Origin of the sequence: Glycomyces artemisiae (genome assembly GCF_003002955.1) — a bacterium.
GTDB classification, from domain to species: Bacteria; Actinomycetota; Actinomycetes; order Mycobacteriales; family Micromonosporaceae; genus Glycomyces; species Glycomyces artemisiae.
Genome location: NZ_PVTJ01000001.1, coordinates 834,015 through 856,472 on the forward strand (window position 1 = coordinate 834,015; position 22,458 = coordinate 856,472).

Annotated in this window: 21 protein-coding genes and 1 pseudogene; 11 read left to right on the top strand and 11 right to left on the bottom strand. The window is 71.6% G+C overall.

The features are described from left to right. Nucleotides 1–59: 59 nt before the first annotated feature. From B0I28_RS03965 to B0I28_RS03975, 3 genes are all read right to left on the bottom strand, one after another. A complete protein-coding gene (locus B0I28_RS03965; protein WP_106362474.1) occupies nucleotides 60–1,841 on the bottom strand; it encodes a bifunctional metallophosphatase/5'-nucleotidase in 1,782 nt (593 codons plus the stop codon). Nucleotides 1,842–1,988: 147 nt separating this feature from the next. Further along, nucleotides 1,989–2,468, bottom strand: coding sequence for a hypothetical protein (locus tag B0I28_RS03970; protein WP_106362475.1), 480 nt, complete (start codon nucleotides 2,466–2,468; stop codon nucleotides 1,989–1,991). Between the two features lie 45 nt (nucleotides 2,469–2,513). After that, nucleotides 2,514–3,140, bottom strand: coding sequence for a hypothetical protein (locus B0I28_RS03975; protein WP_106362476.1), 627 nt, complete (start codon nucleotides 3,138–3,140; stop codon nucleotides 2,514–2,516). Nucleotides 3,141–3,242: 102 nt separating this feature from the next. Here B0I28_RS03975 and B0I28_RS03980 point away from each other — a divergent pair, with 102 nt between their 5' ends. The 4 genes from B0I28_RS03980 (at nucleotide 3,243) to B0I28_RS03995 (ending at nucleotide 6,028) form a co-directional block, all read left to right on the top strand. Beyond that, on the top strand, nucleotides 3,243–4,241 hold the full coding sequence (locus B0I28_RS03980; protein ID WP_106362477.1) for a 2-dehydropantoate 2-reductase: 999 nt from the start codon (nucleotides 3,243–3,245) through the stop codon (nucleotides 4,239–4,241). A 90-nt stretch (nucleotides 4,242–4,331) separates the two neighbouring features. After that, the gene (locus B0I28_RS03985; RefSeq protein ID WP_106362478.1) at nucleotides 4,332–4,685 is read left to right on the top strand and encodes a YbaB/EbfC family nucleoid-associated protein; all 354 of its coding nucleotides are present in this window, start codon (nucleotides 4,332–4,334) and stop codon (nucleotides 4,683–4,685) included. After that, the gene (locus B0I28_RS03990; protein ID WP_106362479.1) at nucleotides 4,686–5,006 is read left to right on the top strand and encodes a type VII secretion target; all 321 of its coding nucleotides are present in this window, start codon (nucleotides 4,686–4,688) and stop codon (nucleotides 5,004–5,006) included. Then, a complete protein-coding gene (locus B0I28_RS03995) occupies nucleotides 5,003–6,028 on the top strand; it encodes a WXG100-like domain-containing protein (protein WP_106362480.1) in 1,026 nt (341 codons plus the stop codon). Before B0I28_RS03990 ends, B0I28_RS03995 begins: the two co-directional genes overlap by 4 nt. A gap of 78 nt (nucleotides 6,029–6,106) precedes the next feature. On the opposite strand, the pseudogene B0I28_RS28590 reads toward B0I28_RS03995, so the two are convergent. From B0I28_RS28590 to B0I28_RS04010, 3 genes and pseudogenes are all read right to left on the bottom strand, one after another. Continuing rightward, nucleotides 6,107–6,922, bottom strand: a pseudogene (locus B0I28_RS28590) (sensor histidine kinase); the annotation flags it as partial. 134 nt (nucleotides 6,923–7,056) lie between these two features. Further along, nucleotides 7,057–7,725 (bottom strand): winged helix-turn-helix domain-containing protein, encoded by a 669-nt coding sequence (locus tag B0I28_RS04005; protein ID WP_106362481.1) that lies wholly within the window; start codon nucleotides 7,723–7,725, stop codon nucleotides 7,057–7,059. Between the two features lie 11 nt (nucleotides 7,726–7,736). Then, on the bottom strand, nucleotides 7,737–9,386 hold the full coding sequence (locus B0I28_RS04010; protein WP_106362482.1) for a serine hydrolase domain-containing protein: 1,650 nt from the start codon (nucleotides 9,384–9,386) through the stop codon (nucleotides 7,737–7,739). Nucleotides 9,387–9,624: 238 nt separating this feature from the next. Between B0I28_RS04010 and B0I28_RS04015 the strand changes: the two genes are divergently transcribed. Next, on the top strand, nucleotides 9,625–11,868 hold the full coding sequence (locus B0I28_RS04015; RefSeq protein ID WP_106362483.1) for a rhamnogalacturonan lyase family protein: 2,244 nt from the start codon (nucleotides 9,625–9,627) through the stop codon (nucleotides 11,866–11,868). A 61-nt stretch (nucleotides 11,869–11,929) separates the two neighbouring features. On the opposite strand, the gene B0I28_RS04020 is transcribed toward B0I28_RS04015, so the two are convergent. Beyond that, nucleotides 11,930–13,228 carry a BNR-4 repeat-containing protein gene (locus B0I28_RS04020; protein ID WP_219926532.1) on the bottom strand — a complete coding sequence of 433 codons (1,299 nt, stop codon included), beginning with the start codon at nucleotides 13,226–13,228 and terminating at the stop codon, nucleotides 11,930–11,932. Between the two features lie 167 nt (nucleotides 13,229–13,395). Here B0I28_RS04020 and B0I28_RS04025 point away from each other — a divergent pair, with 167 nt between their 5' ends. Continuing rightward, nucleotides 13,396–14,136 carry a GAP family protein gene (locus tag B0I28_RS04025; RefSeq protein WP_106362485.1) on the top strand — a complete coding sequence of 247 codons (741 nt, stop codon included), beginning with the start codon at nucleotides 13,396–13,398 and terminating at the stop codon, nucleotides 14,134–14,136. 93 nt (nucleotides 14,137–14,229) lie between these two features. Then, entirely contained in the window at nucleotides 14,230–15,231 is a 1,002-nt protein-coding gene (locus B0I28_RS04030; protein ID WP_106362486.1) for a BTAD domain-containing putative transcriptional regulator, read from the top strand. A 46-nt stretch (nucleotides 15,232–15,277) separates the two neighbouring features. On the opposite strand, the gene B0I28_RS04035 is transcribed toward B0I28_RS04030, so the two are convergent. Further along, nucleotides 15,278–15,829, bottom strand: a complete 552-nt coding sequence (locus B0I28_RS04035; RefSeq protein WP_106362487.1) for a hypothetical protein — start codon at nucleotides 15,827–15,829, stop codon at nucleotides 15,278–15,280. Between the two features lie 156 nt (nucleotides 15,830–15,985). Continuing rightward, a complete protein-coding gene (locus tag B0I28_RS04040) occupies nucleotides 15,986–16,534 on the bottom strand; it encodes a hypothetical protein (protein WP_106362488.1) in 549 nt (182 codons plus the stop codon). A 97-nt stretch (nucleotides 16,535–16,631) separates the two neighbouring features. On the opposite strand from B0I28_RS04040, the gene B0I28_RS04045 reads away from it, so the two are divergent. From B0I28_RS04045 to B0I28_RS04060, 4 genes are all read left to right on the top strand, one after another. Next, nucleotides 16,632–17,210, top strand: a complete 579-nt coding sequence (locus B0I28_RS04045) for a TetR/AcrR family transcriptional regulator (protein WP_106362489.1) — start codon at nucleotides 16,632–16,634, stop codon at nucleotides 17,208–17,210. 96 nt (nucleotides 17,211–17,306) lie between these two features. Then, nucleotides 17,307–18,995, top strand: coding sequence for an ABC transporter ATP-binding protein (locus B0I28_RS04050; RefSeq protein ID WP_106362490.1), 1,689 nt, complete (start codon nucleotides 17,307–17,309; stop codon nucleotides 18,993–18,995). Continuing rightward, nucleotides 18,992–20,704 (top strand): ABC transporter ATP-binding protein, encoded by a 1,713-nt coding sequence (locus tag B0I28_RS04055; RefSeq protein WP_106362491.1) that lies wholly within the window; start codon nucleotides 18,992–18,994, stop codon nucleotides 20,702–20,704. Before B0I28_RS04050 ends, B0I28_RS04055 begins: the two co-directional genes overlap by 4 nt. A 23-nt stretch (nucleotides 20,705–20,727) precedes the next feature. Continuing rightward, a complete protein-coding gene (locus B0I28_RS04060) occupies nucleotides 20,728–21,342 on the top strand; it encodes an RlpA-like double-psi beta-barrel domain-containing protein (protein ID WP_106362492.1) in 615 nt (204 codons plus the stop codon). Nucleotides 21,343–21,370: 28 nt separating this feature from the next. Here B0I28_RS04060 and B0I28_RS04065 read toward each other — a convergent pair whose 3' ends face one another. Further along, nucleotides 21,371–21,604, bottom strand: coding sequence for a DUF397 domain-containing protein (locus B0I28_RS04065; RefSeq protein ID WP_106362493.1), 234 nt, complete (start codon nucleotides 21,602–21,604; stop codon nucleotides 21,371–21,373). Nucleotides 21,605–21,617: 13 nt separating this feature from the next. Beyond that, entirely contained in the window at nucleotides 21,618–22,418 is an 801-nt protein-coding gene (locus B0I28_RS04070; protein WP_106362494.1) for a DUF5753 domain-containing protein, read from the bottom strand. Nucleotides 22,419–22,458 lie beyond the last annotated feature (40 nt).

Below are 22,458 nucleotides of genomic sequence, written 5' to 3' on the forward strand. Positions count from 1 at the left end.
CCGCGGCAATCGGCCGCGGCGCCCTTAATCCTATAGGATATATCCTATAGGGTCGGTGCTCAGAAGACCGGGGCCCCGTCGCGGGTCAGCACCCAGTCCACCGACGCGAACTCGGCCGGGTCCAGGGCGCCCTTGGCGGTCACCCACTCGATGATCCGGGTGCGGATCTCGATCGACTCGCTCCAGATCTCCTCGGCCGCGGCCACGTGCGGGAAGTTCCCGCCGCCGTTCGCCCGGTAGTTGTTCACCGCGAACACGAACTGCTGCGCGTCGTCCACCTCCGCGCCCGCGTGCTTCAGGTTCGCGATCCGCGACCCCGCTGGCTTGGCGATGTCGATCTCGTAGGTGAAGCCCGAGACGTAGTCGTAGTTGTAGTCGGGCCGGTTGTCCGCGTTCGTGATCGCATCCGGGTCCACGGCCCCGCCCGCGGCGGTCTGCACGTAGTACTGCGCGGAGTACTCCAGGTAGTCCCGGATCTCGGCGCCCGTCAGCAGCTTCGCCACCAGCGTGTTGTCGTAGATGTACAGGCTCGACAGGTCCTTGATCTTCACGTCGCCCTGCGGGATCAGCGAGGTCCGCGAGAACGGCGACGCCTGCGACACCACCGGCAGGTCCGCGTGCTCGGTCCCCGCCAGCGCGCCCTTGACGACGTCCTCCTGGACCTTCGTGATGAGGTCGATGATCGGCTCGTCCTTGTAGCGGGCCTCGGCCGTGTCGAGGTCGATCGAGGCCTGGCCGACGACCTGGTTGACGTAGGCGACGACCTCGTCGTGCTCGGCGGTGAGGATCTCGGTGATCGCCGGGTGCTCCTCGGCCGTGTTCGAGTTGAGGACCGTCGCGCCCGCGGCCTCCACCTTCCAGGATCCCTTGTCCCACACCAGGTCGAAGTCGAAGCGGGTGAGGCGCTGGCCGTAGCAGAGCGGCTCGGAGAGGATCACCTCGCGCCCGTCGGGGCCGGCCACGCGGGTCTCGGCGATCTCGACGTGGGCGTGGCCCACCAGGATCGCGTCGATGCCGGGGACGGTCTCGGCGACGATCTTCGAGGCGTTCTCGATGCCCAGGCCGGTGGAGGTGTCGTACGCGGAGGTCCCGGAGGTGCCCGAGTGCGCGGAGACGATGACGACGTCGACGCACTGCTCTTCGCGCAGGTGCTTGACCCAGTAGGCGGCCTCGGTCTCCAGGCTCGGGAATTCGAGGACGCCTTCGACGATGGCCTTGTCCCAGATGGTCACGCCGGGGGTGCACAGGCCGAGGATCGCGACCTTGACGTCGCGGCCGCGGGGCGTGCGCAGGCGCACGATGTGGTACGGCGGGAACGCGGGGCGGCCGGTCTCGGTGTCGATCACGTTGGCGCCCAGGAGCGGGAAGTCGAGCTGCGACTCGAACTTGCGGAGCGTGTCGAGGCCGTAGTTGAACTCGTGGTTGCCGAGCGCGGCGGCGTCGTAGTCGACGGCGTTCATGGCCTGGGCCATGGGGTGGACGGGCCCGCCGTCGGCGGCGATCGGGTCGACGCGCGCGTAGTAGTACGCGAGGGGCGTGCCTTGGATGGTGTCGCCCGCGTCGATGAGGATCGTGTTCTGCTTCCCGACCTCCTCGCGGATCTCCTCGACGAGGGTCGCGACGCGGGCGAGGCCGCGGGTGTTCCCGGCGGCGTCGGTGTACGCGGCGTCCTTGAAGTAGTCCCAGTTGAAGACGTTCCCGTGGAGGTCGGTGGTGCCCATGACCGTGAACGAGTAGCGCTTCGTGGAGGACTTCGCGGCCGCGGGCGAGGCGGCGGCGACGGCGGCCGCGGCCCCGGCGGCCGACGCGCCGAGGAGGGTTCTGCGGTTGACTGCTGGCATTCGGGGTCGCTCCTTGTTCAGCACCTGACTTGCGGGGATGCCTGGAGTATGGCACCCGGAGATTCCACTCCTCGCGGGGTGTCATCCCATGACCCCATCTTGAACGGCGGATGTCGAACGCGGGTCGAAACGGTGCATGAGCCCCGCTTACAGGAACGGCAGGTCCGGTTGGGGGAGCAGCGGGGCGAGCGCCCTGCTGATGAGGATCGTGGCGGGCAGGACCAGGAACGCGGCGCCGATCGCGACGACGAGGACCGCCGTCCACCTGGGCGTCGACTCGCGCAGGCGCCGCAGCCGCACCGTGAACAGCATCCCGGCCACGATCAGGGGCGGCCCGACGGCGACGACCCACGCGGGGACCGGCCCGAGCGTGACCGGCGACTGCTGGACCCCGGCGACCGCCACGATCCCGGCGGCGAGGGCCAGGCTGAAGTCGATGAAGTACAGCAGCGACTCGGGGACCTCGACCTCGTTGAGGTAGGTCGACCGGAACGCGAAGCACAGCATCAGGAACACCACGGTCATGGCGATGAGCGCGAGCCGCACCATCCCGGCCTGGTCCGAGGGCGGCAGGTCCATCGCGGCGCGGACGGCGGCGATGACCCCGGCGACGATCGAGAACAGCACGATCAGCAGGACGTCGAGCAGCAGCCAGACGCCGAGCGCCGCGGGCTAGGAGCGGCGCGTGCGCGGGCTCGCCTGGGCGAGTCCGATGAGGACGAGGTTGATCGCCGCGAACGCCGCGAGCCACCCCCACGACTCGGCGTACCGCCCGTCGCGCAGCGCCGCGACCCACAGCGTGTAGCACAGCACCTCGGCGGCGATCACGACCGTGCCGATGAGGACGTCGCCGATCGGCTTGGCGAGCTTCAGGAACGGCACGCCCATGACGAGGCCCAGCAGCAGCCAGAACAGCAGCAGCAGGAGCCACTGCGCGGTGATCGCGAGCGGCATGAACGCGAGGACCTGCCCGCGCACGGTGTCGCCGAGCGCCTGCCCGAGCGGCCGGGACTGGTCGGCGCCGTAGAAGCCGTACGCCACCGCGAACAGCAGCACGCCGATGATCAGCCGCAGCTTGCCGGGGTCGCGCCAGAACTTCTGGTCCACCTGGACTTTCGCGAACCGGCCGACCGCGACCCCCGCGTCGACGGCCCACCGGATCGCCCGGTACGCCCAGTACGCGGCGAAGATCCCGGCCAGGAGCCAGAACAGGGACCGCAGCACCGGCAGCTCGACGTCGGCGCCGAGATCGGACAGGATCGATTGCACGCCTTCAAGGACGGCGTCGAGCCACGCCATGGGGGCTCCCGAGGGGCGAAGAGGGGACGGGCCAGTCCACTGTATGCCTCCCGGGCTCCGGCCGCCTCCTCAATAACCGCCCGGCGCCGATAGCATCCGGGGATGATCTGCGTCTACGGGGCCGGGAGCATCGGGTGCTACGTCGGCGGGCGGCTCGCCGCCGCCGGGGCGGACGTCGTGTTCGTCGGGCGCGAGCGCATCGCCGCCGAGGTCCGCGCCCACGGCCTGCGCCTCACCGACCTCGACGGGGCCGACGAACGAGTCCCCGCCCCCCGCTACGAGACCGACCCGGCCGCCGCCGCGGACGCCGACCTCGTGCTGGTCGCCGTCAAGTCCGCCGCCACCGCCGACGCCGCCGCCCAGCTCGCGCCGCTCCTGCGGCCCGGCACGCCCGTCGTGTCCTTCCAGAACGGCCTGCGCAACGCCGCGACCCTCCGCAGTGGACTCCCCGAGGCGGTCGTCATCCCGGGCATGGTCGCCTTCAACGTGGTCCACCGCGGCGACGGCGCCTTCCACCGCGGCACCGGCGGCGGCCTCGAAGCCCAGGCCCACCCCGCCCTCGCGCCCCACCTCGACGCCTTCGCCAGGGCCGCAATGCCCCTCGCCCTCCACGACGACCTCCTCGGCGTCCAGGCCGCGAAGCTCCTCCTCAACCTCAACAACGCCGTCAACGCCCTCTCGGGACTGCCGCTGCGCACCGAGCTGTCCCAGCGGCCCTACCGGCGCGTCCTCGCCCGCGCCCAGCGCGAGGCCCTCGCCGCCTACAAGGCCGCCGGGATCAGGCCCGCGAAGACCGCCGGGGCCGATCCGCGCCTCGTCCCCCACGTCCTCGGCCTGCCCGACGCCCTGTTCACGCGCATCGCCGCCCGGATGCTCGCCGTCGACCCCCACGCCCGCTCCTCCACCGCCGACGACCTCGCCGCGGGCCGCCCCACCGAGGTCGACTACCTCAACGGCGAGATCGCCGCGCTCGCCGCCGAGCACGGCGCCGCCGCGCCCGTCAACGAACGCCTCACCGCGCTCGTCCACGCCGCCGAGGCCGGGGGCCGCCGCGACTTCACCGGCCCCGAACTCCTTGCGGCCGTGGTGCGCCCTGACTGAGCGCACCCGTTCAGCACGGGGCCACCTCCGGTTCACTCTCGTTGGCTAGCTTGACATCCGCCCCAACGGCACAACGAGGAAGGAGGACGAATGCGAACGCCAGAAGAGATCATGCAGGAGCTGGAGTCCCGCGTCGCCGTCATCCAGGAGCAGGCCGGGCGCGCCGAATCGCTCCTCGCCGAATCCGAGACCACCGCGGCCGACGAGGACGAGATCGTCACCGTCACCGTGAACGCGGGCGGCACCCTCACCGGCCTGCGCTTCTCGCCCCAGGCGCGCGGCCTCTCCGGCACCGGCCTCGCCGACCTCGTCCTGGAGGTCTACGGCCAGGCCCTCGAAGCGTCCGGCCGCAAGACCGCGGAGATCATGTCCGGCCTCCTCGGCGGCGACTCCGAGGCCATGAGCGTCATCACCGGCTTCACCCAGCCCCGGACGGAGTCCTAGATGGTCCACGTCGACCCCCAGATGCTGCGCGACCACGCGTCGCGGCTCGTCAACGGCCCCATGCCCCTCGTAGTGCAGGCCGCCGACGCCGCCAAGACCGTGCGCCTCGGCGACGAGAACGCCTACGGCATCGTCTTCGCCCAGCTCATCCCGCCCGCCCTGGACCTGTTCCTCGACGACGGGTCCGAGACCCTCGACTCCATCGACGACCTCGGCACCGGCTTCACCACGGCCCTCCAGGCCACCGCCCAGCAGTACCAGACCGTCGACGACGAGGTCGCCGCGGTCTTCGACGCCCTCCAGAAGGAGCTCGACCGGTGAACGCCGCGAACCCCCTCATCGAGGGCGAGACCCCCACCTCGATGCCGCAGAGCTCCAAGATCTTCTACGGCGTCTACAAAGCCGGGCAGGCGTACGGCAACGCCATCACCCAGGGCCAGGTCGACGTCGGCGACATCGCCTCCTCGACGTTCTCCCTCGGCCTCGACGCGCTCTCGTTCATCTCCAACCCCTTCAAGCACCTCGTGCAGGCCGGCGTCTCCTGGCTGTTCGAGCACATCTCGTTCCTGCGCGAACCCCTCGACTGGCTGGCGGGCAACCCCAACGCCATCGAGGGCCTGGCGATGACCTGGAACAACATCTCCATGGCCCTCCACGACGCCTCCGAAGCCTGGAACGCCGAGCTCCAGTCCACCGCCGACTGGGACGGCCAGGACGCCGACGCGTACCGCCAGAGCGCCGCCGCCTTCGGCTCTGTCATCGCCGGGACCGCCGACGGTGCGAAGTGGACGGCGAACCTCATCACCGGCGCGGGCGTCCTCGTCGCGATCTTCCGCACCATGTTCCTGGAGATCATCTCCAACTTCATCGCCGAGGCGATCCTGTGGATCCTCTCCGCGCTCGCCACCGCCGGGTTCACCTTCGGCGCCACGGCGGCCGCCGCCGTCGCCCGCGTCGTCTCCAAGGCCGTGTCGGTCTTCGCGAACCTCGTCGGCAAGCTCGGCCAGCTCATGTCGAAGCTCGGCCGCTGGGTCGCCTCGCTCCGCAAGTTCGGCACTCAGTCCACCGGCCTGAAGAAGGCCCTCGACGGCGCCACCGACACGATGCTCAAGGGCACCTCCACGGGCCTCATGCGCGGCGGCAGCAGGGTCATGGACGGCGCGCAGAACCTGCGGGGCCTCTCCAACACCCCGCTCGCGAAGTCCCTGGACCCGCTGAAGAACAGCTGGAAGAACCCCATCGACAAGATGAAGACCGTGAAGTACACCGCGAACTCCACGGCCGCGGGCGAGAACCAGATCTCCAACATGGAGAAGGAGCGCGAGGCCAACGGCGGTCCCTAACGGCCGCACCCCGGGCCCGCGCGGCAGCGTCAGCCGGAACCGGCATCCTTCAGTGCTGTCGAGAAGCGCGACGTCCCCGCCGTGCGCCTGCGCGATCTGGCGCGCGATCGGCAGGCCGAGCCCCGTCCCCGGGGCCCGGCCGCCGCGCCAGAACCGCTCGAACACGCGCTCCCGGTCCGCCGCCGCGATCCCCGGGCCCTCATCGACCACGGTGAGCGCCACCGCGTCCAGGCCCGCCTCGACCTCGATCCGCACCGCGGTCCCTTCAGGAGCGTGGCGGACGGCGTTCCCGACGAGGTTCGCCACCGCGCGGCGCACGCTCGGGCCGTCCACCGCGGCCTCCGCACTCGCCGCCTTGGTCACCTCGACCGGCCGCGCGAATTCCGCCGCGACCTCCCGCGCGAGCGCGGCCAGGTCCACCGGCCGCCGGTCGATCACCCGGGCCCGCCCGCGGGCGTCCACCAGCAGCTCGCCCACGACGTCGCGCAGCCGCAGCGCCGCGTTCCGGCTGCGCTCCAAGCCCTCCCGGTACAGGTCGGGGTCCGGATCGGGATGCGCCAGGACCACGTCGGCGCCGGTGATGAGCACCGCGAGCGGCGTCCGCAGTTCGTGGCTGGCCTCCTCGACGAGCTTGCGCTGCACCAGGGCCGACTGCTCCAGCCGGTCGAGCATCGCGTCGAACGCGGCCGCGAGCGCCCGCGCCTCGGCCGTCCCCTGCGCGCTCCCCACGCGCAGCGCGAGGTCCGAGGCCCCGATCCGCTCGGCCGCGGCCCGCACCCGCTCGAACGGGCGCACCGCCCGGCCCGACCACCACCACGCGAGCGCGGCGGTCACCGGCAGCAGTAGCGCCACGGTGAGCACCGCCCACGCCGTGGGGTCGACGCCGGTGCGCATGATGGTGCGCGCCACGCCGTCGGCGCCGGTCTCGGTCACCTCCTCCTGGTTGATCGAGGTGACCGCGAAGACCAGGACCACCGGGAGGTAGATCGCGAGGAACCCGGTGAGCGCCAAGCGGACCCGCAGCGAGTTCACCGCGCCTCCAGGCGGTAGCCCGCGCCGGTGACCGTGCTGATCGGACCCGGCTCGCCGAGCTTGCGTCGCAGGCGGCTGAGGATCACCCGCACGGAGGCGGTGAACGGGTCGGCCTGCGCGTCCCACACGTGCTCAAGCAGGTCCTCAGTGGACAGCACTTCGCCGGGGTGGTGCATGAAGTACCGCAGCATCGAGAACTCCCTCGCGGTCAGTTCGAGTTCGGCGTCGCCGCGCCAGGCCCGGTGGGCGGCGGCGTCGAGCCGCAGGTCCCCGACTTCGAGGACCGCGTCCCTGACGTCGGCGCGGCGCGACAGGGCCCGCAGCCGCGCCGCCAGCTCCGCGAACTCGAACGGCTTGACCAGGTAGTCGTCCGCGCCCGCGTCGAGCCCGGCCACCCGGTCCTCCACGGCGTCGCGGGCGGTGAGTGCGATCAGGCGCCGCGGGCGGCGCAGGTGCGCCTCCGACCCGAGCCGCCGCAGCAGCGCCAGCCCGTCGCCGTCCGGCAGCCCCAGGTCGAGGCAGGCCACGTCGAAGTCGTTGGCGCACAGCAGCTCCTCGGCCGCGGCGACCGTGGCCGCGAGGTCCACGGCGTACGCCTCGTTCCGCAGGCCCAGTGCGAGCACCGGGCCCAGGTCCGGGTCGTCCTCCACCAGCAGGATGCGCACGCCCGCTCCTCTCACTCGCGCCGGGCCGCGGCGGTCCCGGCCGGGCCGGTCACCGTCATCGCGTCGCCGTCGAAGACGACCCGCACGCCGTCGCCGACCCCGGCGAGTTCGCGGCGGTACTCGCCTTCACCGGTCGGCACCAGCGTAAACACCGGCCGCTCGGCCCCGAGCCAGACGCCGCCGATCCCGCCGCGCTCGTCGAGCGCGTACCAGCCGAGCACGGTCTGCTCGGCCGTCACGAGTTCCACGTAGGTGCGCAGCTCGTCCTGCTCGACCGCCGTGCCGGCGAGGCGGACCTCCTCGATCGCGCCGATGTCGCCCTCGACGGCCTCCAGCTCCTCGCGTCCGGCCTCGGTCTCGCCGCCCAGCAGCGCTTCCACCAGGGCCTCATGGGCCGCGACGTCCTCGGCGGTGAAGTCCGCGGAGGCGAACATCGCCGCCACCGCGTCGGCGCCCGTCGCGGCCGCCTCCAGGCCGTCCTCGCCCGCCGTCACCGTGTACGACCCGCCCGAGTCGAGCACGTAGGTGCCCTCCCTTGCTTGCAGCTCTTCGGGATCGACTTCGGCGTGCCCCTCCGGCAGCGGGATCGGCTCACCGGCTGCGAGTGCGGGCCCGATCGCGTCGACCAGGTCCCCGGCGGTGACGTCCTCGCCGTTCGACGCCACCGCGATGCTCACTTCCTGCTCGGGCAGCCAGGCGGCGACCGCGTTGTGCCCGGTGTCGCCGCCGCCCCCGGACGCGGTGATCACGGGCGTGCCGAGCAGCTCGGGCCCCACGGACACCCACCCGGGGATCTCGGCGGTGCCGTCCCCGTTGTCGAACGTCGTGTCCAGCAGCGCCTGCACCGCTTCGGGATCGATCACCTCGCCCTCGAACAGGGCCCGCGTCCAGTCCGCGAGTTCCCCGGCGGTCATGGCGAGGTCGCCGTTGCCCTCCATGGCCCAGAACGGCCCCGCGAAGTCCCCGTTCGCGGTCGACGGCGCCCCGTCGACCCGCCCGACCGCGCGCGGCCCGGGCGCGGCGGGCTCGCCGTCCCAGAACCCGCCGAACCGCTCCCCGCCGAGCACGAGCATGTTGTCCGCCATGTGGTCCCGGTAGTTCCCGGTCGCCTCGTCGACGATGAGCGCGAGCAGCGAGTACCCGGCGTTCGAGTACAGGAAGTCGCTCCCCGGCTCGAACGCCGACGCGAGGCCGCTGATCGCCGCGACCGCCGCGTCCCGGTCGAGCGGCTCGTGGTCGCGGCCGTGCTCGCCTTCGAGGCCGCTCGTGTGCAGCAGCAGCTGCTCCACGGTGACCTCGGCGGCCGGGCCCGACAGGCCCGGCAGCAGCGACCCGGCCGTGTCGTCGAGCGACAGGAGCCCGTCGTGCGCGAGGCCGAGGACCGCGGCGGCCGTGAACGCCTTGCTCACCGACCCGATCGCGAACACCGTCTCATCGGTGACCGGCGCCGTCCCGTCGGCGGTCCCGAACGCGGCCCTGCACTCCACACCCTCCCCGGTGATCGCCACGGTCCCGCTGAACCCGGCGTCGGCCCACCGCCCCAGCCCGCTCACCAGCGCCGGGTCGCAGCCGCCGGCCTCCTCGGTCGTGTCCGGGTCGTCCTCGATCGTGCAACCGGCGGCCAGCACGGCCGCCGCGAGCATCGCCGCAATTCGTCTCATGCCCGGACCGTACGGGCGGGCGTGTAAACCGGGCTTGAACGAGCCCGCCGCCCCAAGAAATTCACGAACTTCGATTCACTCCATTGCCTTTGAAAGCGGATTCCGACTATACTTCCCGAAGGCATTGAATCGATTCACTTCAATGCGTGAATCTAAGCGCACCGTGTCGACCCGGCATGCCCATGGTGCGCCGCTCCGCCGCACCCCGGTGGACTCCTCTCTCACACACGGAGCAACCATGCGTACAACCCGAAACCGGCGGCTGCGCAGCCTGTCGGTCCTGACGGCGGCGGCCCTCGCGGCCGCGACCGCCACGGCGGTCTGGGGCGTCGCCGACGCCGCCACGGTCCGCTATGAAGCAGAGACCTCTCCCGCGACGTGCGACGGGACGATCGACTCCAACAACGCCGGATTCTCCGGCAGCGGATTCTGCAACACCAGCAACGCCGTCGGCGCCGCGGCCCAGTTCACCGTCAACGCCCCGAGCGCGGGCACCGTGTCCCTCGCGATCCGGTACGCCCACGGCGCCACCGACACCCGCTCGGCCGACATCGCCGTCAACGGCGCCACGATCCAGGCCGCGAGCGCCTTCCCCGCCACCGGCTCCTGGACCACCTGGTCCACCAAGACCGTGTCCATCCCCGTGAACGCGGGCAACAACACCGTGCGCCTGGCGGCCACCACCGCCGCCGGGCTCGCGAACATCGACTACGTCGAGGTCACCGACGGCGGCACCCCGCCGCAGCAGAACGGCAAGTACGAGGTCGAGGAGCTGACGCGCGGCGTCACCGTCGTGCCCTCCGGCTCGGGCGGGCTCGTGTCGTGGCGCCTGCTCGGCACCGATCCGTCCAATGTGGCGTTCAACGTCTACCGCGACGGCGCCAAGCTCAACTCCTCGCCGCTTACGGGCGCGACGAACTACCTCGACAGCAGCACCTCCGGCACGTACACCGTGCGCCCGGTCGTCAACGGCGTCGAGGGCGCGGCCTCCAGCGCCGAGGCCACCTTCAACTCCTCGGGCTACCTCGACCTCCCGCTCCAGCGGCCCAGCGGCGGCACCACGCCCTCCGGCGAGGCGTTCACCTACGAGGCCAACGACTTGAGCGTCGGCGACCTCGACGGCGACGGCCAGTACGAGTACGTCGTCAAGTGGTACCCCTCGAACGCCAAGGACAACTCGCAGTCCGGGTACACCGGCAACACGATCATCGACGCCTACGAGCTCAACGGCACCCGGCTGTGGCGCATCGACCTGGGCCGCAACATCCGCTCCGGCGCGCACTACACGCAGTTCCAGGTGTACGACTACAACTCGGACGGCCGCGCCGAGATCGCGATGAAGACCGCCGACGCCACCGTCTCCGGCACCGGCCAGGTCATCGGCTCCTCCGGCGCGGACTACCGGAACTCCTCCGGGTACGTCCTCTCAGGACCGGAGTACCTGACGATCTTCAACGGCCAGACCGGCGCCGCGATGGACACCATCGACTACAACCCGCCGCGCGGCACCGTCTCCTCCTGGGGCGACAGCTACGGCAACCGCGTGGACCGCTTCCTCGCGGGGACCGCGTACCTCGACGGCTCCACGCCCTCGATGATCTTCGCCCGCGGCTACTACACGCGCAGCGTGATCTGGGCCGTGGACTGGAACGGCACCGACCTGACCACCCGCTGGACCTTCGACTCGAACTCCGCGGGCAGCCAGTACACCGGCCAAGGGGCGCACAGCCTCTCGATCGCCGACCTGAACGGCGACGGCAACCAGGACGTGGTCTACGGCGCCATGGCGGTCGGCTCCAACGGGCAGGCCCTGTGGCGCACCGGCTTCGGCCACGGCGACGCGCTCCACGTCTCCGACTTCGTGCCCAGCCGCGCCGGACAGGAGGTGTTCATGCCCCACGAGAGCACGAGCCAGCCGTCCTCCAGCCTGAACGGGAGCAACGGGGCCATCCTGTTCCAGACCCCGGCGTGCTGCGACAACGGCCGCGGCGTGGCCGCGAACGTGCTCGCCTCGAACGCGGGCGCCGAGTACTGGTCGTCGGCCGTCGACGGCCTGCTCAACGCCTCGGGCCAGAACATCGGGTCCAAGCCCGGCTCGATCAACTTCCTGTCCTGGTGGGACGGCGACGGCGAGCGCGAGCTGCTCGACGGCACCTCGATCACCAACTACCCGTCCGGGACGCTGCTCTCGGGCTCGGGCGTGGCCTCGAACAACGGCACGAAGGCCACGCCGGGCCTGTCGGCCGACCTGTTCGGCGACTGGCGCGAAGAGGTCGTGTGGCGCACCAGCGACAACACCAAGCTGCGGATCTACGCCACGCCGTACCAGACGGACCTGCGGATCGCCACGCTCATGCACGACGTGCAGTACCGCGTCGCCATCGCCTGGCAGAACACCGCCTACAACCAGCCGCCGCACCCGAGCTTCTACATCGGCTCCGATGTGACGACCTACCCGTGGCCCGACGTCCACACCCCGTAGGGGAGTGAGCAGGCCCGAGGCCCCGGCGCTCTTTCCGGGGCCTCGGGAGCCCAAGCGCCGCTTAGCTGCTCCGCGGGAGGTCGCGCAGGACGATCTCGCAGTCGTAGTGCTGCGAGGCGGTCATCGTGCCGCGGAACCACAGCAGCGGCGTGCGGGACGGGTCGCCGGGGGCGACGATCGGACGCAGGTTGTCCACTTCGGAGTCCTCGGTGACCGGCGTCCAGGTCCACGTCGCGCCGCCGTCCGCGGTGCGGGCGTGGAAGATCTCGTGGAACGCCAGCGCCGACCCGTCCCGCGGGTCCACGGTGGTCGAGACGTACACCGAGTCGAGGTCGTACGGGTCGATCGCGGCCAGGCCCGTGTAGTCCTCCTCGTGCGGCATGAGCCCGGCCCCGGCCTTCGCGAACTCGTTCACGGTCCACTCGCCGCCGGGCGCCATGCGCGCGTAGAAGAACCGCAGGTCCGGGTGGGCCCGGTGGCGGTCCAGGTGCTCCTCCTCGCCCGCGCGGGCGGTGAGCACCGCGGCGACCGAGCCGTCGTCGCCGCGCCGGATGTCGGTGGTCCAGCAGTGCGACATCCGCACCCCGCCCCACCGCGACCCGGCCGCGAGGATCTTAGTCAGTTCCACTTGCGACGGCGCCTCACCGGAGACGGCCTCGGCGTCGACGACCGTGCCGTCGCTGCGGTGCAGGGCCCCGTTCTCCAAGTAGCCGTGGTAGATCGAGTTGTCGTAGTCCCGGGGGTGGTGGTCGGTGGTGACCAGGTCGATGCGCTTCCCGTCGCCGGCGTACCGGGTGTAGCCGTTGACGTAGCCGACCTTCGGCCGCGTGAACAGCTTGCCCGCGTAGGCCCAGGTGTCGCCGTCGTCGTCGGAGACCAGCGCGCACTGGTCGTCGTTGACGGCCCGCGCGAAGCAGTACAGGCGCCCGCCCATCGACCGCAGGTTCGAGTACGTGACGCCCGCGCCGCCCGTGTAAGCGCTCCAGTCGAACTCGCGCTCGGGCCCCCAGCGGGTCGGGTCGCCCGGTTCGCTGACGCGCCAGCGGGTGCGGTCGTCGGTCTTGTGCTTGGTGTAGACGGCGAGCCAGCGGCCGTCGGCGCGGCGCCACAGCGCGGGCACGTCGTGGTCGTCGGTCTCGAAGACCTCGTGGAGCACCACGACCTCGCTCGTCCCGGCCCGCAGGTCGACCACCGCGAGCTCGACGTTCCCGGACCGGCCCGCGCCGCCGGGGCCCTCGGCCGCGGCGATCGAGCCGACCACGAGGGTCTGCGCCTGCGGGTCGACGAGCGCGCGCTCGTCCTGGAACCAGCACCAGGCTCCGTTGTCGTTGACCGTGAGGATCGGGGAGTGGGCATTCACGGAAGGGGTCCCTTCGTCGGCGTCCTTGCCTTTCCGCCCCACCCTACTGGAAAGCGTTATCCATCGCCAGTCCCACGTTCGTCCTGCCACCAAAGGCGCAGTCCCCGAACCGAAGATCGATCCCGCGGCCGACGCCCCGGCCCCCTTGCGCTCCATACGCTCGCACCATGGACCTCGCCATGGCCGCGTCACTCGCCGCCCTCGCCCTCATCGACTCGACGAGCTTCGGGACGCTGCTCATCCCGATCTGGCTGCTCCTCGCGCCCGGCCGCGTGAAAGCGGGCCGGATGCTCGTCTACCTGGGGACGATCGCGGTGTTCTACTTCGCGGTCGGCATGGCGATCGTGCTCGGCGCGACGACCTTCATCGACGACCTCGGCGCGCTCCTGGACACCCGGCCCGCCATGTGGGTCCAGCTCGCGGTCGGCGTGGGCCTGGTCGTCCTCAGCTTCCGCTTCGACTCCAAGAAGTCGAAGGAGGGCGGCGGCCGCATGACCCGCTGGCGCGAGCGCGCCCTCGGCATCGAGTCCGAGCCCGGCGCGGTGAAGACCCGCACCGGCGCGCTCCCGCTCGTCGGCCTCGCCATCGGCGCCGCCACCCTCGAAGTCGCCACGATGCTCCCGTACCTCGCGGCCATCGGCATCGTCACCACCGCCGGCATCGGCGGCGCGGCCACCACTGCGACGATGGCCGGGTACTGCCTCGTCATGATCGCCCCGGCCCTGGTCCTCATGACGGCCCGCCTCGTCGCCCGCAACGCCGTCGAACCGCTCCTCGTCAAGATCAACGACTGGATGACGAAGAACGCCGCCTCCACCACCGGCTGGATCGTCGGCATCGTGGGCTTCCTGGTGGCCCGAGACGCCGCCTGGCGCCTCGGCCTCCTGGAGCAGCTGCTCAACCGCTGAGCCGTTCCCGCCGGTGTCCCGCCTGCGTCTTGCCCACCACGGAAGAGGATCGCGACTACCGTCGAATTCGATGCCCCCACATCGAAAAGGCAGGTGACGACCTTGACCCCGGGCGTACTCCTCAAGGCCTACCGCGAGCGCGGCGGCCTCACGCAGCGCGAGCTCGCCGACCGGTCCGGCGTGAGCCTGGCCGCGATCCGCGACCTCGAACAGGGCCGCAGCCGCCGCCCCCGCCGCGACTCGGTCCACGCGCTCGCGCGCGCCCTCGACCTCACCGGCCCCGAGGAGCGGCGGCTCCGCGCCGGCGCGCACACCCCGCCCGTGCTCGCCCCCGTGCCCGCGGCCCCGGCCGCACCGGCCGTCGCGCTCGGGGTCCTCGGGCCGCTGACGGTCTGGCACGGCGGCGTCCCGGCGCCGCTGAACGCCGCCAAGCCGCGGGTCCTCCTGCTGCGCCTCGCCCTCACCGCCGGTGAGGCGGTCGGCCGCGAGGAACTTGCGGACCTCCTGTGGGGCGAGCGGCGGCCCGACTCCGCCGCGAACCTGCTCTCCACCTACATCGGACGGCTGCGGCGACTCCTCGAACCCGGCCCCGACGCCCCGCTCATGCTCTCCGGCACCCTGGGCGGCTACCGGCTCACCGCCGGGCCGGCCGTGCTCGACCTCGCGCAGCTGCGCGCGCTCGCCTCCCGCGCCGCGGCCGAACCGGACCCGAAGCGGGCCTTCCACCTCCTCGCCGCGGCCGCCCGGCTCTGGCGCGGCGAGACCGACGTGGACGAGCTGCGCCACGGCCCGCTCATGGCCGCCCTCATCGAGGAGTACGCCACCCTCCTGTGCGCTCTCTCAAGGGCGGCAAGGCGGCTCGGCGAGTGCGAACCCGTCCTCCCGCCACTGCGCGCCCTCGCCTCGCGCCTCGAACTCCACGAGCCGCTGCACGCCGAACTCGTCGCGGCGCTCGCCGCCGCCGGACGCCGGACCGAGGCCCTCGCCGCCTACGAGCGCATCCGCGGCGCTCTCGCCGACCAGCTCGGCATCGACCCCGGCGGGCTGTTGCGCGAGGCCCGTCGCGCCGTCCTGCGGCCCGTCGCCGCACGCTGACGCGGCCGGACCGGCGCCCAGGGCCCCGGTCCGGCCGCCGTCGGGGTCAGCCAGCGACGATCTTGTGGTACTGGCGCGGCACGTAGCCGTTGCTGCGCAGCCAGTCGATCGTGTACGTGTGGGCCCGCATCCCCATGCCGACGGTCGTCAGTTCGTACGCCCGGATGGCGTCGGGGATCTCGGCGTGCCACTTCTCGAAGAGCATGCAGTGGCCGTTCGGGTAGGCCGCGGCCTTGTTGAGGATGTCGCCCTGCTTGAGGTTGTCCCAGGGCTTCTCGCGGGAGATGTCGGGGAGGGTCCGGGTCGAGTGGCCGGGCGTGGGGGAGTGCCACGCCATCGACACGAAGCCGGAGCAGTCCTGGCGGTAGGTGTGGCTGCCCTCGTAGTCGCTGGCGCGGCTGTCGCCGTTGTACGGGATGTCACGGTTGTACCAGTTGCGAGCCCGCAGCATCACATTGGAGCGCGTGATCTCGCCGTTGTAGGCGGCCTCGGCGGGGCTGGCGACGACGATCGCGGGGATCGTCACGGCGGGCACGAGCGCCGCGGCCCGCAGGAGCCTGCGCCGGGACAGGTTGGTCTGGTCGTCTCGATCGGCCATGCGCGTCTCTTCCTCTCAAGGGGGCCCGGTCCCGGGGCGGCCCGCCCGCGCGGTGCGCCGCCCCGGCTCCGGGGATGAACTGCCCTTGAGGTTACGAATCCCGCATCGACCCCGAATGACACCGAAACCCGTACTCCACCCGTACTCCGGTGCGCCTCAAGCGGACCTGAGCGCCCGGTGCAGGCGGATCGCCGAGGCGAGGAAGAACAGGCCGCCGACCGTGGCGTACCCGGCGACGCCGGTCAGGGCCGCGGCGTCGCCGCCGGACATGATGATGAAGCCGGTGCCGGCGACCGTGGAGATGGCGCCGCTGAGGATCTGCGGCCACTGGCCGCCGAGCCCGCGGCGGCGGATCGCGACGACGAGCTGCACGACTCCGGCGGTGATCGCCCAGACGCCCCACACGCGGAGCACGGCCGGGAGGCCGGAGGCGGCGGCGAAGCCGAGACCGATCGCGGCGAGGAGGCTCAGGCCCATGTTGAAGTACAGCAGGACGCGGTTCTCGGTCGAGGACCGGAAGTCGACGACGGCCGCGGCCACGTCGAACAGCGGGTAGAGGACGAGCAGCGCGGCGCCCAGCGCCCCGATCTCGGCGCCGCTGGCGACGAGGAGCCCGGCCCAGACGGCGGCGAAGGCGAAGCGGACGTAGTACAGGTTGCGCAGCGACGCGGCGTGCTGCGGTCGGGATTCGAGATCGGCGGTCATGGCGTCCTCCTGGTGAGTTGAAGTAGAATGACTAGTCACTCTACTTGAAGGATCATACGCACGGCGCAGCCCGGCGTGCAAGAGGGGAAGGACACGTATGATCGCGACCGTGAAGACCTCGATGCGCGAACGCCTGATTGAGGCCGCCATGCAGCTGTTCTACGCCTCCGGCCTGCGGGCGGTGAGCGTCGACAAGGTCATCGAGGCCGCCGCGACCACGAAGGTCACGTTCTACCGGCACTTCAAGGGCAAGGACGACCTCGTCGTCGCCTACCTGGAGCGCCGCGCCGCCATCGAGCGCGACGGCATCGGCGCCGCCGTCGCCCACGGCAAGGGCGACCCCGAGGCCGTCATGCGCCTCGTCTCCGAGGCCCTCGCCGTCATCACCTGCGAGCCCGGCTTCCGCGGCTGCCCGTTCATCAACGCCGCCGCCGAGTACCCCGACCCCGACAGCGCCGTCCGCAAGACCGTCGACGAGCACCGCCGCTGGTGCAAGAACACGTTCGCCGAACTCGTCGCGCCCCTGAACCCCGCCGACGCGGGAGCGGCGGCCGACGACCTCATGCTCCTGCGCGACGGCGCCATGGTCGCCGGATACCTCGACCGGCCCGAAGCCGTCGCCGCCTCCTTCCTGCGCAGCGCCACCGCAGTCCTCAACGGCCACAAACGGGCCTGACGGACCGCGCCGCCGGACGTGGGCGGGGACACCTTGCGCCTTAAGTTAGGTTTGCCTAATATTCCGGTGAACCCCCGCGTCCCCAGACAGGAACTCATGAGGCTGCCCGTCCTGCTCCAGGCCCCCGCCGACCCGATCCCGGTGCGGCCCATCCGCATCGACGCCGCCACCACCCCCAGGCGGCTGACGCTGCGGGCCATCGCCGCCGCACCCAGGCAGATGGTCCCCGCCGCGATGCTGCTCGTCATGCACCAGGTCGGCGAGTCCCTCGTCCCCGTCATCATGGGCTTCGCGATCGACCAGGCCGTCGCCACCGGCGACCCCGTGCGCCTCGCGCTGTGCGTCGCGCTCCTCGGCGCCGACTTCGCGCTGCTGAGCTTCAGCTACCGCTTCGGGTCCCGCCTCGGGCTCCTCGGGATCGAGGCCGTCCAGCACCGCATGCGCACCCTCGTCGCCGACCGGCTCCTGGACCCCAAGGGCGTCAAGGGACGCGCCGGACTCCCCGGCGTCTCCCTCTCGATCGCCGCCACCGACGTCAACAACCTCGCCCGCGCCGTCTCGATCGCCGCCTGGCCCGTCGGCGAGATCGCCGCCGTCCTCCTCACCGGCACCGTGCTCATGGTCCTGTCCTGGGAGCTCGGCCTCATCGTCCTCATCGGCGTCCCCCTGCTGCTCCTCATCATGGACCGCGCGGGCGGCCCCCTGCGCCGCCGCAGCCACGACCAGTCCGCGCTGGCCGCCGAAGCCTCCGGCAAGGCCGCCGACCTCCTCGCCGGGTACCGGGTCCTCTCCGGCCTCGGCGCCCAGGGCGCCGCCGCCGACCGGTACCGCAAGGCCAGCCGCGACGCCCTCGCCGGGAGCCTCCGCGCCGCGGGCTCCCAGGGCGTCTACACCGGCTCGATGAACCTCGCCTCCGGCCTGTTCGTCGCCGGGCTCGCGGTCGTCGCCGGGCTCCGCGCCCTCAACGGCGACCTCACCGTCGGCCAGCTCATCACCATCGTCGGCCTCACCCAGTTCATCATCGGCCCCCTCAGCGGCCTCGCCACGAACGCCGGGGCGATCTGGGCCGCCGCCCTCGCCTCCGCCGAGCGCGTCCTCTCCATCCTCCAACTGCCGCACCACGACGCGGCCCACGGCGACGCCCGCCCCGAACCCGGCGACGGCAAGCTCAGCCTCACCGGCGTCCGCACCGCCAACCTCGACGGCCTCGACCTCGACATCGCCCCCGGCGAATGCGTCGGCCTGCGCGCGACCCCCGCGGCCGCCGCCGACCTCGCCGCGCTCCTCTCCGGCGGCGCCGAACCCGATGCGGGCGCCGTCGCCTGGCAGGGCCGCCCCTTCGCCGAATACGACCTCGAAGCGCTCCGCGCCGCCGTCCTCGTCGTCCCGCACCACGCGGCCCTCTTCGACGGCTCGATCCTCGACAACGTCGGCCTCCTCACCGCCGACCGCGAAGCCGTGGACGCCGCCCTCGACGCCGCCGACTGCGCCGAGATCATCGACGCCGCCCCCAACGGCCTCGACACCGAGGTCGGCGAGGACGGCCTGCGCCTCTCCGGCGGCCAACGCCAGCGCATCGCCCTCGCCCGCGCGCTCGCACAACGCCCGCCGCTCCTGGTCCTCCAGGACCCGACCACCGCCGTCGACTCGGTCACCGAGTCCCGCATCGCCGAGCGCCTCCGCGCCGCCCGCGGCAACGGCTCGACCCTCCTCGTCACCGACGCGCCCGCGCTCCTCGCCGTGTGCGACCGCGTCGTGGACCTGAACGCGAAGGCCACCGCATGAGCGACGACACCCGCGAGACCCTCCCGCTCGCCACCGCCGCCCAGGTCCGCTCCGAGGTCCGCCTCGCCCTCAAGGGCGGCACGGGCAAGGTCGTCGGCGTCGTCGCCCTCCTCACCCTCGGCGCCGCCGCCGGGCTCGCCACCCCCTGGGCCCTCGGCGCCCTCGTCGACGCCGTCGCCGAATCCCAAGGCGCCGAACGCATCTGGCTCCTCGCCGCGACCATCGCCGCCGGAGCCCTCTTCGCGGCCCTCTTCGACGGCCTCGGCCAGGTCGGCGCCACCCGCCTCGTGGAGCGCGTCCTCGCCTCCACCCGCGAGCGCATGGTCGCCCGCGGCCTCGCCCTCCCGCGCGCCGCCCTCGAACGCGCGGGCGCCGGCGACCTCGTCTCCCGCGCCGGCGACGACGTCGCCGTCATCGCCGAGGCCGCGCCGATGGTCGTCCCGGCCGTCACCGGCTCCGCGTTCACCATCGCCACCACCGTCGTCGGCATCGCCGTCCTCGACTGGCGCTTCGCCGTCTGCGCCCTGGTCCTGGTCATCCCCGTCTATGTGACGACCCTCCGCTGGCACCGCCGCAACGCCCCGCAGATCTACGAGGCCGAGCGCGCCGCCATGGCGACCCGCGCGCAGCACCTGCTCGCGTCGCTGCGCGGCATCGAGACCGTCCACGCGTTCAACCTCTCAGGGATACACGGCAAGCGGATCCTCCTCGCCTCCTGGGCCGTGAGCATCTGGTCCGTGCGCGCCCGCACGGTCGTCAACGGGTTCTTCGCGCGCATCAACCTCGCCGAGTTCCTCGGCATGAGCTCGATCCTCGTCGTCGGCTTCCTGCTGGTGCGCGAAGGCCAGGGAACCGTCGGCGCGGCCACGACCGCGATGCTGTTCTTCCTGCGGCTCTTCGGGCCCATCAACGAGCTCATGTTCGTCGTCGACGAGCTCCAGTCCGCGCTGGCCTCGATGCGCCGCATCGTCGGCGTCATCCACGCCGACGAGTTCAAGGCCGCGGAGCGCGCCGAGCCCGTCGACGCGGCGGCCGACGCCTCCGGCATCCGCTTCGAATACGTTGCGGGCCATCCGGTCCTGGACGACGTGTCGCTGCGCATCGGCGCGCAGGAGACGGTCGCGCTGGTCGGCTCCTCGGGCGCGGGGAAGTCCACGCTGGCGGCGATCATCGCGGGCGTGCTCGACACGGCGGGCGGGACCGTCTCCGGCACAGCCGCCCTGGTGACGCAGGAGGTCCACGTCTTCGACGGCACCCTGCGGGAGAACCTGGATCTGGTCCGGCCGGGTGCGAGCGACGACGAACTCCTGGCGGCCCTCCGCAGTGTGGGCGCCGAGTCCCTGCTCAACCTCCCTGAGGGCCTCGACACCGGCATCGGCGACCGAGGCACCGAACTCACCCCGGCCCAAGCCCAGTCGCTCGCCTTGGCGCGCATCGTGCTCCTCGATCCGCCGCTCGCAGTCCTCGACGAGGCCACCTCCGAGGCCGGGAGCGCCGACTCTGCGGCCCTCGACCACGCCTCCGCGGCGGCCCTCGACGGCCGCGCCGGGCTCCTCGTGGCGCACCGCCTCGATCAGGCCGCCCGCGCCGACCGCATCGTGGTCATGGAGAAGGGCCGCATCGTGGAGGAGGGCACCCACGAGGATCTGGCGAATGCCGACGGCCCGTACGCCCGAGCCTGGAGCCTCTGGACGCGGGGCCGCTCCTAGCGGGCGAGAGCCATACTGCGGTCATGCGCCCCTCGATCGCCATCGCCCTGACCGCGCTCGCCTTGTCCGGCTGCACCGCTGAGGAATCCGAGCCGGGTTGGGAGGCGACGGTCTACTACACCGCCGTGGAGTCCTTCCACGACGGCGCTCCGGTCGAGGTCACCGGCTGCCCGACCATCGAATGCGACGGCGGTGACGACCCGCTCGGCGCCTACCCGGAGGACTTCGTCCAGGCCGTCGAGGACGAGGGCACCGGCCGCATCACCAGCGGCGACCATGCGGGCGAGTACCTGAACTGGTCTTACGACGTGGGCTACTGGCTCGACACCGCCCCGCGCAACTCGCACGGGGACCCCTTGCGCCCCTTCGCCTCCGCGGCGGCCGACCCGGATGTCCTCGCGGAGGGGACCCAGGTGCGGATCGCCGACTGCGGCGATGCGGAGGATGTCGATCCGGAGGTCTGCGAGCGTCTCCGATCCGCCGACTGGACCGTCGAGGACGAGTTCACCCCCGGCCTCGGCGGCGACCACCACATCGACCTCTACCTGGGCGAGGAAACCGGCCCCGACTTCACCGAAAGCGCCTGGTACACCACCTTGACCAACGCGCGCCTGGAAACGCAGAACGGCCCCCGGTGACGCGGGGGCCGTTGGTCCTGCCGTTGCGCTAGCGCTTCAGACCGCCAAGGATGGCGGCCCAGTCAGCGGCGGAGGCACCGAGGATCGGAGAAGACTCCCCGAGCTTGGTGTCCCGCACCTGCACGACGCCTTCGTGGGCACGGGCCTCGACGCAGGCCCCACCCTGGTTGCCGCTGCGTGAGGACTTCTTCCACCTTGCCTCCAGGCACTGACCGCCTTGGCTGTTGCTTCGGGAGGATTTCTTCCAGTTTGTTGTCAGCATTGCTGGTCTCCACTCATGTCAGCCGCTCGGACACTGCGAGCGTGTCTGAGAATAGGCCACGCATCCGGTCGATTTCCTTCTTGGTCGCCTCGTAGTGCGCACCGAACGGCCCTTCGTGATAGCCGACATCATGCTGGTGATCTCCTCCGAAACCCAGGAGTGTGTACGGCCCATCGGTAGAAGGGTGGAAACCTCGTGTCGGCAGGATGTAGACCTCGACCCCGGGACGCTCGTTGTCCTCAATTAGTCGCTGGAGCTGCTCTTCGTAAAGCTCGCTTCCTGAGATCAGATCGAGGGAGTACTGCGTCTGAATCACGCGCAGTTTGGCCGGGTTGGTGTTCTCCAAAACAGCCTTCCGGCGGCTCTCCCGGAGATCGAGCGAAGCTTCAATCTGTTTGTGCGTCAAGAGGCCGCTCGCCTCCATGCTCGCCCGGCCGTAAGCGCGGGTCTGCAATAGACCCGTGATGTAGGTGTCTTCGAAGATGTCGATCGAGGTAGCCAGCGGCTCAAGCTGTCTCAGCCGCTCGAACCATCGAGGGCCGCTATCCCGCCATGTGTTCGGTGAGCCTTGCCGGATCTGCTTGGCCTTCGCCTCGGCTTCGGCGATCACATACTCAGGCGCTCCGTACTTCCCGAGGAGCCAGCCCACCGTCATCGGCTCCATGTACTGGAGCTTTCCGGACTCGTAGGACCCGATGATGTCCTTGGTGGTCCCGAACTCGTAGGCGGCCGCCTCCCGGCTTGAGAAGCCGGCCCGGATTCGCCAGCGGGTCAACAGATCACTGAGATCGCGTTGCAAGAATCCTGCGCTCATGCGCACATCCTTCCAGTTCGTGACTCTGTGCTGTCAAGCG